12 protein-coding genes and 1 pseudogene are annotated in these 12,387 nt (G+C 59.1%); 7 read left to right on the top strand and 6 right to left on the bottom strand.

The genetic code is table 11. The annotated features are described in order from the left end of the window. Window positions 1-644 precede the first annotated feature (644 nt). The 5 genes and pseudogenes from PQR63_RS04915 (at window position 645) to PQR63_RS04895 (ending at window position 5,569) form a co-directional block, all read left to right on the top strand. A complete protein-coding gene (locus PQR63_RS04915; protein ID WP_408166118.1) occupies window positions 645-1,151 on the top strand; it encodes a rhodanese-like domain-containing protein in 507 nt (168 codons plus the stop codon). Window positions 1,152-1,256: 105 nt separating this feature from the next. Beyond that, window positions 1,257-2,191 (top strand): annotated as a pseudogene (gene epsC / locus PQR63_RS04910) (serine O-acetyltransferase EpsC). A 72-nt stretch (window positions 2,192-2,263) separates the two neighbouring features. After that, entirely contained in the window at window positions 2,264-2,569 is a 306-nt protein-coding gene (locus PQR63_RS04905; protein ID WP_506945544.1) for a helix-turn-helix domain-containing protein, read from the top strand. Between the two features lie 79 nt (window positions 2,570-2,648). Next, window positions 2,649-3,581, top strand: coding sequence for a family 2A encapsulin nanocompartment shell protein (locus tag PQR63_RS04900; protein ID WP_094563511.1), 933 nt, complete (start codon window positions 2,649-2,651; stop codon window positions 3,579-3,581). Between the two features lie 8 nt (window positions 3,582-3,589). Continuing rightward, window positions 3,590-5,569 (top strand): family 2A encapsulin nanocompartment cargo protein cysteine desulfurase, encoded by a 1,980-nt coding sequence (locus tag PQR63_RS04895; RefSeq protein ID WP_408166116.1) that lies wholly within the window; start codon window positions 3,590-3,592, stop codon window positions 5,567-5,569. A gap of 33 nt (window positions 5,570-5,602) precedes the next feature. Here PQR63_RS04895 and PQR63_RS04890 read toward each other — a convergent pair whose 3' ends face one another. Then, entirely contained in the window at window positions 5,603-5,773 is a 171-nt protein-coding gene (locus tag PQR63_RS04890) for a hypothetical protein (protein ID WP_408166114.1), read from the bottom strand. 88 nt (window positions 5,774-5,861) lie between these two features. Between PQR63_RS04890 and PQR63_RS04885 the strand changes: the two genes are divergently transcribed. After that, window positions 5,862-7,157, top strand: coding sequence for an O-acetylhomoserine aminocarboxypropyltransferase/cysteine synthase family protein (locus tag PQR63_RS04885; protein WP_408166113.1), 1,296 nt, complete (start codon window positions 5,862-5,864; stop codon window positions 7,155-7,157). 75 nt (window positions 7,158-7,232) lie between these two features. Beyond that, complete coding sequence (locus tag PQR63_RS04880; RefSeq protein WP_408166111.1) at window positions 7,233-8,000, top strand: SDR family oxidoreductase; 768 nt, start codon at window positions 7,233-7,235, stop codon at window positions 7,998-8,000. Window positions 8,001-8,067: 67 nt separating this feature from the next. Here PQR63_RS04880 and PQR63_RS04875 read toward each other — a convergent pair whose 3' ends face one another. The 5 genes from PQR63_RS04875 to PQR63_RS04855 form a co-directional block, all read right to left on the bottom strand. Then, window positions 8,068-8,367: a DsrE family protein gene (locus tag PQR63_RS04875; RefSeq protein WP_408166109.1), complete on the bottom strand. Its 300-nt coding sequence runs from the start codon at window positions 8,365-8,367 to the stop codon at window positions 8,068-8,070. Window positions 8,368-8,410: 43 nt separating this feature from the next. Further along, the gene (locus PQR63_RS04870; RefSeq protein ID WP_408166107.1) at window positions 8,411-9,151 is read right to left on the bottom strand and encodes an ABC transporter ATP-binding protein; all 741 of its coding nucleotides are present in this window, start codon (window positions 9,149-9,151) and stop codon (window positions 8,411-8,413) included. Continuing rightward, a complete protein-coding gene (locus PQR63_RS04865; RefSeq protein WP_408166106.1) occupies window positions 9,139-9,906 on the bottom strand; it encodes an ABC transporter permease in 768 nt (255 codons plus the stop codon). The genes PQR63_RS04870 and PQR63_RS04865 overlap by 13 nt, the downstream gene beginning before the upstream one ends. Before the next feature lie 21 nt (window positions 9,907-9,927). Then, on the bottom strand, window positions 9,928-10,935 hold the full coding sequence (locus PQR63_RS04860; RefSeq protein ID WP_408166104.1) for an ABC transporter substrate-binding protein: 1,008 nt from the start codon (window positions 10,933-10,935) through the stop codon (window positions 9,928-9,930). An 84-nt stretch (window positions 10,936-11,019) separates the two neighbouring features. Further along, on the bottom strand, window positions 11,020-12,234 hold the full coding sequence (locus PQR63_RS04855; RefSeq protein ID WP_408166102.1) for an MFS transporter: 1,215 nt from the start codon (window positions 12,232-12,234) through the stop codon (window positions 11,020-11,022). Between the last annotated feature and the right edge of the window lie 153 nt (window positions 12,235-12,387).

Here is a 12,387-nt window from a genome sequence, read left to right as displayed (position 1 = left end):
GAACGAAAACGTTCATCGGGGGCTTTTTCAACAGTGAGAGGCAGCGCCCAAATGTGAGCAGACCAGGAGTAGATCCGCGCGGCTCAGTGCCATCTGCAAAGTAGCCGCGCGTTGAATCTGCTCACATGTCGGCGCTAACCGACATGAGGATGATGCCAAGGGAGGAAGCGCCATCCTGTTTCACAACATTCACTGCAGAGAGTGAAGCCATCTTATTCCGTCTCAGGTCTGCCATCCACGAATCAATTCGACTATCCATATACGGATTTTCAAACAAATATCCAGCGGGAGAGCGCAGATCCCCCCCAGTCAGTTGCTCTTTGCGATCCAGAGCAATCAGTCGCTCACGGGTGCTTGCAGGCACTTGTCTAGCAGGATGCCGTCCTTATGCGTCGCTTCCCAACGACGCGATCAATGTGTCCTTTCACCTCTTCATTGTCATTGCGTATGTAACCGCACTGCCGCAGACGGTTTCCAACTAAAAGGCTGACACTACATATTCGTTTTTCAACTTTAAGAACTCATTTTTATTCGTTTTATTTCAGTTTAACGGATCGTACAGTCCTATTCACGGCCTGTTGCTGTCTATCGCCACCAAAATGACCGCAATTCCGTACCGTCAGAACAATCATCGAGGTCTTCTCATGTCAGCAGCCAACGCAATTGCATCTGCAGTTTCACCCGATACATCGTCCAGTTCGCCCAGCCTTCCTGCGGAACTGGCATCGATCAAAGCCGACGCCCAATCCCGTGGTCTCCCTTTTTCAGGCGGCGTCGATCCGGCGCTTGCATGGACGCTGTTTTCCGGACAGGGGGTATTGCTGGTCGATGTCCGCTCCAATGAAGAACGCAAATTCGTCGGCCACATTCCGGGCAGTCTCCACGTTGCCTGGGCGACCGGCACCGCGCTCACCCGCAATCCGCGATTCGTGCGCGAACTGGAAAGCAAGATCGGCGGCAAGGACGTTGTCGCACTGTTGCTGTGCCGTAGCGGCAAACGCTCTGCGCTGGCGGCCGAGGCCGCAACCAAGGCGGGCTTCACCTGTATTTTCAATGTGCTGGAGGGCTTCGAGGGAGAAATCGATGCGCAGCAACAGCGCGGCAAGGCGGACGGATGGCGGTTTCACGGTCTGCCTTGGGTACAAGACTAAACACGTTCCTGAGACGAACTGCCAGCCTGCAACTGCGTTCTCCGCCGAAGAATGCCGGCAGCACAATCGGTACCACCGTTTTGCCTCATTGCATAAAGGAATCCCGTGGCAACTTTTGACATCACCGGCATCGTGCAGTCTTTGCACGAAGCTCGCCATAGCTGGCGCCAGGCACAACGCCGCGCCAGCGAACCGGGCGGTCGCGAATTTCCTTCGCGGGACGCGCTGTCCGCCATCCTCGACAGCCTCAAGGGGGTGCTGTTTCCCATGCGGCTCGGCCCGCCGGATCTGCGCCAGGAAAGCGAGAACTTCCATGTCGCGCACGCACTCGACGCGGCTTTGCACTCTCTGTTGAAACAAGTACGGCTGGAGTTGAAGTACAACGCCGCGCTGAACCTCAACCTCAACCGCGCAACGGACAACGACATCGACGCTGACGCCCTGGCTGCGACCAGAGCCTTTGCCGCAGCGCTGCCGGCAATCCGCACGCTGCTCGACAGCGACGTGCTGGCGGCTTACCGGGAGATCCTGCCGCCCGCAGCGTGGATGAAGTATTGCTGTGCTATCCCGGCGTGCTGGCGCTGATTCACTATCGCCTGGGACATCAGCTCTACTCTCTCGGCCTGCCGTTATTGGCGCGTATCGTCGCAGAACTCGCGCACGGCGCGACCGGTATCGACATCCATCCCGGTGCAAAGATCGGCGCCGGCTTCTTCATCGATCACGGCACCGGCGTCGTCATTGGCGAAACCGCGGTGATCGGTGAACGCGTGCGGGTCTATCAGGCCGTGACGCTGGGCGCAAAACGCTTCCCTACCGATGCGGAAGGCAACCTGCAGAAGGGACTGCCGCGTCATCCCGTGGTGGAGGACGATGTGGTGATTTATGCGGGTGCAACCATTCTTGGCCGCATCACGCTGGGCAAAGGTGCAGTCATCGGCGGCAATGTCTGGCTCACGCACGATGTCCCTGCGGGCGGCCGGATTGCCCAGGCCGAATCGCGCGAAGGCGCTTTCGCCAACAGCATTGGTGCAACCTGACGATGTCTAACGCGACAAGGAATGTCTGAGATGAGCGAGAAGAATTATTCCAGGAAGTCGCCGGCTAGCGAGCTGAAGTCCGCCCTGTCCGAGAGCGGCGACAGCATCACCAGCGCGCTGGTGCAAAGCTTCGGCATCGGTGTGCGGCAGTTGCGCGAAGCACAAGGATGGTCACAGGAGCGCCTTGCCGAGAACTCGAACCTGAACCGTTCCTATATCGGTGAGATAGAACGCGGCTGCGCCATCGCCTCACTCGTTACCGTCGAAAAACTGGCCTCCGCACTGAAGCTCACACCGTCCGCATTGGTGACCCGCGGCGAGGCCATCAGTCAAATGAATTTGGTGCGCGGCATCAAATTGATGGCTATAGCATGTTGAGCCACCGGCGCTGAGACGCCACACTTTGCAGGTCATTTTTCAGCTTTTCTCTTTCTAACCCACATGAATTGGAGTCACGATGTCGGCAACAGTTGGCGGTACCACCGCGCTTGGCGATAACGCAGCAAGGCAACTAGCAAACGCAACCAAAACCGTACCTCAGCTGGAAACCATCAGCCCACGGTGGCTGACGCATCTGTTGCAATGGGTGCCCGTCGAAGCCGGCATCTATCGCCTCAACAAGGTCAAGAATCCAGAATCGATCAAGGTCACCTGCACCGCTCGCGAAGAAGAAAATCAACTTCCGCGCACCTTCGTCGACTACGAAGAAAATCCACGTGAGTATTATCTGAACGCCGTGTCGACCGTGCTCGACGTGCATACCCGCGTATCCGATCTGTACAGCAGCCCGCACGACCAGATCAAGGAACAGCTGCGCCTGACCATCGAAACCATCAAGGAAAACCAGGAAAGCGAGCTGATCAACAATCCCGACTACGGCCTGCTGGCGCAAGTCACGGACGAACAGCGCATCTTTCCGCTGACCGGCGCACCAACACCGGATGACCTCGATGAGCTGCTGACCAAGGTCTGGAAAGAACCCGCCTTCTTCCTCACGCATCCACTGGCAATCGCCGCATTTGGCCGCGAAGCAACCCGCCGCGGCACGCCACCGCCGACCATCAGCCTGTTCGGTTCGCAGTTCATCACCTGGCGCGGTATTCCGCTGATTCCTTCGGACAAGGTGCCGGTCGCTGATGGCAAGAGCAAAATCCTGCTGCTGCGCGTAGGCGACAAACGTCAGGGCGTGGTCGGTCTGTTCCAGCCGGGTCTGCCGGGTGAGCAAAGTCCTGGTCTGTCGGTGCGCTTCATGGGCATCAACAACCACGCGATTTCGTCTTACCTGATTTCGCTTTACTGCTCGCTTGCGGTGTTGACAACCGACGCGCTGGCCGTACTCGACGATGTCGAAATCGGCAAGTACCACGACTATCCTGACACCTACAAATAAGCCGCGACGTGAGCCTACTTTCGCCCTCTACCTCCCTGCCGGCAAGTCAGCCTGCCGGCGTTCCAGAGCCGTCCGGCGCGCCGTTCGATCCGGCCGTGCTGGCGCGCCTGGCGACAGAGTTCTTTGCCACGCCACCGGCACCGCCATTCACGCCTCACGGCGTGCAGGCACCCGGCAACATTGCGCCACCGGGTTCACCACTGGTGAGTCCGGCAGGTTTCGGCCCCAGCGTTCCCGGTACGCCGATTCCGCAAGGGCAGATTCCCGGCACCAACCTGATACCGGCCTCGCCAACCCAGGTGCTGTCGCTGGGTAACCGGGCACCGGCGCTGGCACCTGTTGCGCCCGCAGGCAATGGGGTTCCGGACAAACTTCTGAGCGCGATTCCAGCTTATGAACCACGCAGCGGCGGTGCATTGCTGGGCGTGCCGGAGTCGGTCGGCGGTACACGACCGCAAACCGGCGCATCGCCGTATTATTTTTTGAGCGATACCTATGGCCAACCCGGGGTAGTCACAGCACCGACGCCGGATACACATCTGCCGTCACCGTCGATCCCGGAACATCGCAGCCTGACTGCACCGCCGGCCACCGGACTTCCCGGTGCCGCGCCGTCCGCGTCATCACAGCCCCACTCATCATCACCATCCACGACGCCACAGTATTACTTCGTGGATTCAGTGGTGCTGCCGAGCGGTTACGTCACACCAGCCAAAGCGCAGCCACACGCCACGGTGCCGCTGGCAGGCGGCGACCGCCATCCGCCGTTCGACGTGCATGCGGTACGGCGCGATTTTCCGATTCTGCAGGAGCGTGTCAACGGCCGCCAACTGGTCTGGTTCGACAACGCAGCAACGACGCACAAGCCGCAGTCCGTGATCGACCGCATCAGCTACTTCTACGAGCACGAAAACTCGAACATCCACCGCGCTGCGCATGAACTGGCCGCGCGTGCTACGGACGCTTACGAGGGTGCGCGTGAACGTGTGCGACGCTTCATCAATGCACCTGACGTCAACGAAGTCATTTTCGTGCGGGGCACCACTGAAGCCATCAATCTCGTCGCTAAAAGCTGGGGCACACAGCATGTCGGCGAAGGCGACGAGATCATCGTTTCCAATCTGGAGCATCACGCCAACATCGTGCCGTGGCAACAACTGGCCGCTGCCAAGGGTGCGAAGCTACGCGTGATTCCCGTGGATGACTCGGGCCAGGTGTTGCTGGACGAGTATCGCAAGCTGCTCAACGACCGCACCAAGATCGTCGCCATTACCCAGGTCTCGAATGCACTCGGCACGGTCACGCCGATCAAGGAAATCGTCGAACTGGCACATCGTGCAGGCGCCAAGGCGCTGGTCGACGGCGCGCAGTCGGTGTCGCACATGCGCGTCGACGTGCAGGATCTGGGCGCGGACTTCTTCGTTTTCTCCGGCCACAAGGTGTTCGGCCCGACCGGCATCGGCGTAGTCTGGGGCAAACGCGAAGTGCTGGAAGACATGCCGCCTTGGCAAGGTGGCGGCAACATGATTGCGGACGTGACGTTTGAGAAGACGGTATTCCAGCCGATTCCCAATAAATTCGAAGCGGGTACCGGCAACATCGCCGACGCTGTGGGACTGGGCGCTGCCATCGACTATGTCAATAAGATCGGCATTGAAAACATCGCCCGCTACGAGCATGACCTGCTGGTCTACGGCATGCAGCAACTGCGCGAGATCAAGGGCGTGCGTCTGATCGGCACCGCCGCCGACAAGGCCAGCGTGATGTCTTTCGTGCTGGCCGGTTACAGCACCGAAGAAGTCGGCCACGCACTCAATGAAGAAGGCATCGCTGTGCGTACCGGCCATCATTGCGCCCAACCGATTCTGCGCCGCTTCGGCGTCGAAACGACGGTACGGCCATCACTGGCTTTCTACAATACCTTCGACGAAATCGACCGTCTTGCGACGGTCATCAGAAGGCTCGCCTCACAACGGCGAGCAGGCTAAACGCGTAATTTGAAGTCTGCTGAAGTCTGTTTTTCATGCGGTCATCCCTTCGGGCATGGCCGCATTTTTTTTGCGCTCCGGATCGTACAAGCGGAATATCATCTCCCCTTCTCCGTCAGCCAAAGGATTTAAACGACGTTCGGGCTGAACACTGCCGGGATTCTCCGCCGGATGAAAATACCGGATATGGATATGCGAAATCATTCGTTCGCCAGCGCCTGATGGCTCGTTAGAGTCATCAGGCCCGTCCACTTCAGTCCACCTCATCCAATTCACTCGCTGGAATATCCCCATGACACAAGCACAAGCTCCTCAATGGAAGTTCGAAACACTGTCCGTGCATGCAGGCTATGCGCCTGATCCGACCACCAAGGCTGTCGCGGTACCGATCTATCAGACAGTGGCCTTTGCCTTCGACGATACCCAGCATGGCGCCGATCTGTTTGATCTGAAAGTACAAGGCAATATTTACTCACGCATCATGAATCCGACGCAGGACGTTCTGGAAAAACGCGTCGCGGCACTCGAAGGCGGTATTGCCGCGCTGGCCGTGGCGTCAGGCCAGGCGGCGGTAACCTATGCGATCCAGACCATTGCCGAAGCCGGCGACAACATCGTCTCGGCCTCCACGCTCTATGGCGGCACCTACAATCTGTTTGCCCATACCTTGCCGCAGTTCGGCATCGAGACCCGCTTTGCCGATCCACGCAATCCAGGTTCTTTCGAACAGCATATTGATGCGCGCACCAAGGCCGTCTTTATCGAATCCATCGGTAATCCGCTCGGCAACATCACCGACATTTCCGCTATCGCCGAGATTGCACACCGCCATGGCGTACCGCTGATCGTCGACAACACAGTCGCTACGCCGTATCTGCTCCGGCCGATTGAGCACGGTGCCGATATCGTGGTGCATTCACTCACAAAGTATCTGGGTGGGCATGGCACCACCCTGGGCGGTGCGATTGTCGATTCCGGCAAATTCCCGTGGGCCAAGCACAAGGAACGCTTCAAGCGCCTCAATGAACCGGACGTGAGCTACCACGGCGTGGTCTATACCGAAGCGCTGGGCGAAGCGGCCTACATCGGCCGTGCGCGCGTGGTCCCCTTGCGCAACACCGGCGCGGCGCTTTCTCCTTTCAACAGCTTTCTGATCTTGCAAGGCATCGAAACGCTGGCCCTGCGCCTGGACAGAATTACTGCCAACGCTTTGGCTGTGGCCCAGTATCTGAAGAAGCATGCGAAGGTAAATTGGGTCAACTATGCCGGACTTGAAGATCATCCCGATCACACGTTGGCGAAGAAATATTTCAACGGCAAGCCATCCGGCATTTTGACCTTCGGTGTCAAAGGCGGCCTGGCCGGCGGCGCGAAGTTTCAGGATGCGTTGAAGTTGTTTACACGCCTGGTCAATATCGGCGATGCCAAGTCGCTGGCGACACATCCGGCGTCAACCACGCACCGCCAATTGTCGCCGGAAGAACTGGTCAAGGCAGGTGTGACGGAAGACACGGTACGCCTGTCCATCGGCATCGAACATATCGATGATTTGCTCGCCGATCTCGATCAGGCGTTGAGAGCCGTCTGATCTTGACGTGGGAGAAGTGACTTCGCCGTACATGCGTTACAGTAGGCGCACTTCACTTCTTCTCAAAGGATGCGCATGAACCAGCCAACCCGCTCAAAGATAGCTCTCGTCACCGGCGCCGGCAGCGGTGTTGGCCTGGCTGTCGCCAATGTCTTGCTGGCAGATGGATTCACGGTGGTCTTCGCAGGTCGCCGTCTGGATGTGCTGCAAGCTGCGGTACAGGCCGCGATCACCGACAATGAATCCCATGCCGAAGCCATTGCGGTGGATATCCGCGACTCAGCCAGTGTCACTGCGCTGTTTGATCAGATAACTGAACGCTACGGCCGTCTCGATGTGCTGTTCAACAATGCCGGTGTCAATACGCCCGCCACGCCCTTCGACGAGTTGACTGACGAGCAATGGACCAATGTCATCAATACCAACCTCAACGGCGCGTTCTTCTGTGCGCGTGCGGCGTTCGGTTTAATGCGGAAACAATCGCCGCAAGGTGGGCGCATCATCAATAACGGCTCGATCTCTGCACACGTACCGCGCCCGCAGAGCGCTCCTTATACTGCCAGCAAACACGCCATCGGCGGTTTGACGAAAAGCATTGCGCTCGACGGACGTCAATACAACATCGCCTGCAGCCAGATCGACATTGGCAATGCCCTCACCTCCCTGTCTGCGCGCATGACCAAGGGCGTACTGCAGGCCAATGGCACGATCGCGCCGGAACCGATGATGGATGTACGCCATGTCGCCGACGCCGTACGCTATATCGCCGCGCTGCCTCTGGAAGCGAATGTATTGGACATGACTATCATGGCCAGCCACATGCCTTTCGTCGGGCGAGGTTGAAGACAGGTTAAAGACGGTAGCGAGCCATGACTGATCACTCACATGGCCCTATCTCTGCTGCTGGCCTTCAAGCCCGCATATAACCCCAGCCATCCGCCTGCCGCTGCGCGATATGCAATACCGCGGCAGGGACAACGACGATGCCGTCAGGTGCGGTGAGCTGGTTGGCAGTCAGCGTATTGCGACAAACACGCAAATGTCCGTCCAAAGGATCGGGCTGGCTCAAGGCTGCGGCTACTGCGCCGGCATTGATCACCAACTCGACCTCGGTGTCGGGCGCCAGTTTCAGCAGGTTGGCGAGATTGCGGCGGCCGCGCTCAAGGGCGGTCGGCGTTGGTGCATGAATGACTAGTCGCAGGGATTCCAAAGAGGCCACCGATAAAGGATGAGAAGGGTTCGTGGAGAAAACGCTATTCCACACCTAACCAGGACGACAGATGTGTCACGTACTGTGCAAACTCCGCTGAGTTGCGATCCCGTGGTCGCGGCAAATCGATTTGCAGATTCTCTACAACGGTTGCCGGCCGATTACCCAACACCACCACCCGATCGGCCAGATAGACCGCCTCGTCAATATCATGCGTGACAAACATGACGGCCGTATGGGTTGTCTCCCAGATACGGATCAACTCGGTTTGCAGCTTGCGTCTGGTCAGCGCATCGACTGCGCTGAAGGGCTCGTCCATCAGCAAGATGTCCGGCTCGACTGCGAGCGCCCGTGCGATACCGACACGTTGCGCCTGACCGCCGGAAAGCTGATGCGGCCAACGGTCATGCAGTTCTTCCAGGCCGGTCAGCCGCAACGCTTCAGCCACACGCGCAGCGCTTTGTGCCTTGTCAATGCCGAGCGTTTCCAGACCGTAGGCAATGTTTGCCTCGACCGTACGCCACGGTAACAAACGGCTGTCCTGAAAAACGATGGCGCGACGGCGGCGGCCTGGCCGTTGCGGCAGGTTGAAACGCATCTCGCCGGATCCCGGCGTCAGCAAGCCGGCAGCTGTGCGCAACAATGTTGATTTGCCGACGCCGGAGCCGCCGACTACGGCGATAAAACTTCCGGCTTCGATGTCGAGCGATAGGTTTTCAATCACGGGCGCGGCAGCGCCGGGATGCGTATAGGCGAGACTATCGAACTCGATTACGGACGCCAAGACAGCACCCTCCTTTCGACCAGCGTGTACAAAAGATCGGTGGCGGCGTAGACGGCGGAAATGGTGAGCATGTACACCACCACGGCATCGTAAGCGCCGACACCGGCTGCTGCGTTCATCTCCTGCCCCATGCCGGGCACACCGAGGAGCTCCGCCGCGATCAGCGTCATCCAGGCTTGTCCGATGCCGGTACGCACACCCGACAACAGACCGGGAGCAATCGCCGGCAAGGTAATGCTGATGGAGCGACGCCAATAGCCGCCCTGCCCGAAACTGCGTGCCAGCTCGTAGAAGCGCGGATCGATGTTGCGCACCGCACTGTAAGTCGCAAAGTAGTTGACCCAGAAGACACCGATGGCGATCACGAATGCCGCACCGGCGTGACTGACCTTGAACCAGGCAATCGCAAACACCACCCAGGCCAGCGGTGGAATCGGCCGCAAGATGCGCGACACATAAGACTGCAACATGTCAAAGCGCTGAATCGTCGCGGCTGCCAATCCGACCAGAATGCCGCAAACCGCGCCAAGACCAAGTCCCCAGACGTAGTGAATCAGGCTGGAACCGATTGCCGGCAGCAACCGGTCGCTCTGCCATTCAAGGAGAAAGGTTTCTGGGAGCAGAAAAGGATCGGGAAGAATGCCCGAATTGACCCAGCCGAATACACCGACTGCCTTCCACAGCAGCACGAACAGAACGACGCCTGCGACCCCATAGCCGACGCGCGTCGGCAAAGAATAGGAACGTGTCAGCATTGGCGCGTCGCCGTAAAAAGATCAATGCGTTGCGGCGTCATAGAAGGTGGTGTTGAACATCTTGGGCACATCCACTGCCGGCCCGGATAACGTGCCGGTTTCGGCCTGGAATTTTTGCAGCGCCAGCGTGGCAGGAATGATCAGATTGGGATCGGCGACAAACTGGCCTTTGGAGTTACGAATCGCCTGCTCCACCAGCTTGACCGGCAAGCGGCCGCCGCCGACATATTTTTGCACCATCGGCGCAGCCTTCGCAGGATCGTTCTCCAGCATCTTCGTTGCCGCAATGTGCGCCGCCAGTAGCGCCTTCACCAGCGCCGGCTGCTCGCGCAATACCTTTTCGCGAACGAGTAATACGGCACCCGGCTGTTTTGGAAACAGGTCGGATCCGCGCGCAATGACTTTCGATTTCGGCGACTTGTTCAGTACATTGGTCGTCGTCGGTTCCAGAATGACTGCGCCGTCGATCGCGCCCGTCAACAGGGACTCCTGAATCTGCGATTCTCCCTGGTAAATCAGTTTCAGTTGCGAGGTGTCTGCGCGCACCCGGTTGCGCAGCCAGTACTGCAGTGCAGCTTCCGGTACGGCGCCTTTGGGATAACTGGCAACCACTGCCTGACGCCCCTGGTCTTTGGCGAAGCGCGAAAATGCGGTGGCCGGATCACCTGAAGCAAAGTACGGCGCCAGATTACCCAGCGCGACAAAACTGACCTGTTCGACGATGTTCGATGCCACCACCTTGATGTCCGCGCCCTTGGCGCGCGCCACCAATGCCGGGCCTATGCCGACGTATGCAATGTCAAGCTGCCCCGCCAGCAAGGCCTGCACCATCGCCGGGCCGCTCTGGAACTGCACCAGCTTGGGCGCGCCAAGATCTTTCGGAAACGTCCCCTGCTCCATGGCGATGAACAACTGCGCGTCGGGAAGGATCGGCATGTAGCCAACTTCAAGCGGGGCTGACATGGCGGGCCGAATCATGAACAAGACCGCAGTCAGCGCCGGCAGGATCCGGGCAAGTACTCGCTTCATTTTTATCTTTCCAAGGGTAAGGAAGGCGCATCGAGGTAGTCGCGCATTATAAATTATTCCGCCTGCCGGTCACGCTTGGCGCGCTTAGCCGCTCGCGCGCAAGCCTTTCTGCACCTGCCACGACAACGGCAAGGTGAGCAGCAGGATCACCGCCAGGCTGATCAGCGCGAAGGGAATCCCTGCCCCGTCCCCCAAGCGGCCGAACACGACAGGCGCCACTGCGCCGCCGGCGATGGTGCCGGTATAGAACAATGCGAAGGCATGTTCATGCTTGCCCGGTTCCGCCAGCTCCGGCACCACGCCATAAAGGACGGATGAGGTTCCATTGAGGGCCAGTCCCAGCAACGGCAGCATCAGCATCACCCCCGTCAGCGGCAAAAACACTGCCGCAACGATGAACAACGACGTCGCAGACTCAGTGAGCCAGACCGTCTTCATCATGCCGATACGCGCACCGAGATATCCGCACAACAATTTGCCGAAGGCGCCACCGACAAACAGCAGCGACAGCGCCAGGCCGATGCCAGCCATACCCGCGCCTTTGCTCTTGAGCAAAAACGGCAGGAAGGTCAGAAAGCCCATACGTACCGCGCTGTCGAGCGTACCGGTCAGCAGCAAGGCACGCAGACCGCTGCGCGAACCGGTGCCGGTGAAAGTCCTTGCTGCTTTTGCTTTCGCCAATGCCTGTTCATCCCGCACGGGGATCAACCACCATAGCAAAGCGGCCGCCGCCAGACCCAGCAATCCTATCAAGGTCACGCTGGTCTGCCAGCTCATGATGACGAGAGACAGACCGACCAGCCCCGGGATCAGCGTCTTGCCGATGTCGCCGGCAAAGTTGTATTGCGACAGCGCCTCTTTGACGCCACCGCCAGCCTGGTGCGCATCGGTGACCAGCGACGACGCCAGCGGATGTTGTGTGCTGGCGCCCAGCCCGCCCAGCACCAGCGCAATCATCAGCACCACCATGCCGCCCGCCTGGCCGGCGATCAGATAAGCGACGCCGGCTAACGCGGTGCCGCCCACCAGCATGCGCTCCCGTCCCCAGCGCTTCGCCATCCTGCTGGCCAGCAGCTGGAAGGCTGCCATGGTGCCGGAATACGATCCGCGCAGTAGCCCTACCAAGGCATAGCTGATGGAAAATTGCGTCTGCCAGATCGGCAGCAGCACATAGATGAGATCGGTCAGGCCGTCATGAATGGCGTGCGCGGTGCAGGCCGCGATCAGCGAGCGGCGACGGACGGACGCGTCGGTGACGTCCACGTTTCCGGTGATGGCGGCGGCGTTTGAATCCTTCATTGTTCCTTGCGCAGGAGAAAGCTGGAAGCCGCCAGTTTACTACCGTCTCGGTCATCGCGTAATACGCGTCCCAACGCCATTCCTGCCGCACGTAGACATACGAAAAACACGCTTGCATAGACAGTAAGGATCTTTGTCAGCGTCCTTGTTTGG

Source organism: Herbaspirillum rhizosphaerae (assembly GCF_046025915.1).
GTDB classification, from domain to species: Bacteria; Pseudomonadota; Gammaproteobacteria; order Burkholderiales; family Burkholderiaceae_D; genus Herbaspirillum; species Herbaspirillum rhizosphaerae_A.
Note: the sequence above shows the minus strand (reverse complement) of the source record. Positions and strands in the feature narration are given on the sequence as shown.

Excerpts from the sequence above, each read along its gene's own strand:
- PQR63_RS04915 (WP_408166118.1), top strand. The coding sequence starts at position 645 with ATGTCAGCAGCCAACGCAATTGCATCTGCAGTTTCACCCGATACATCG.
- PQR63_RS04900 (WP_094563511.1), top strand. The coding sequence starts at position 2,649 with ATGTCGGCAACAGTTGGCGGTACCACCGCGCTTGGCGATAACGCAGCA.
- PQR63_RS04890 (WP_408166114.1), bottom strand. The coding sequence starts at position 5,773 with ATGATTTCGCATATCCATATCCGGTATTTTCATCCGGCGGAGAATCCC.
- PQR63_RS04885 (WP_408166113.1), top strand. The coding sequence starts at position 5,862 with ATGACACAAGCACAAGCTCCTCAATGGAAGTTCGAAACACTGTCCGTG.
- PQR63_RS04880 (WP_408166111.1), top strand. The coding sequence starts at position 7,233 with ATGAACCAGCCAACCCGCTCAAAGATAGCTCTCGTCACCGGCGCCGGC.
- PQR63_RS04865 (WP_408166106.1), bottom strand. The coding sequence starts at position 9,906 with ATGCTGACACGTTCCTATTCTTTGCCGACGCGCGTCGGCTATGGGGTC.
- PQR63_RS04860 (WP_408166104.1), bottom strand. The coding sequence starts at position 10,935 with ATGAAGCGAGTACTTGCCCGGATCCTGCCGGCGCTGACTGCGGTCTTG.
- PQR63_RS04855 (WP_408166102.1), bottom strand. The coding sequence starts at position 12,234 with ATGAAGGATTCAAACGCCGCCGCCATCACCGGAAACGTGGACGTCACC.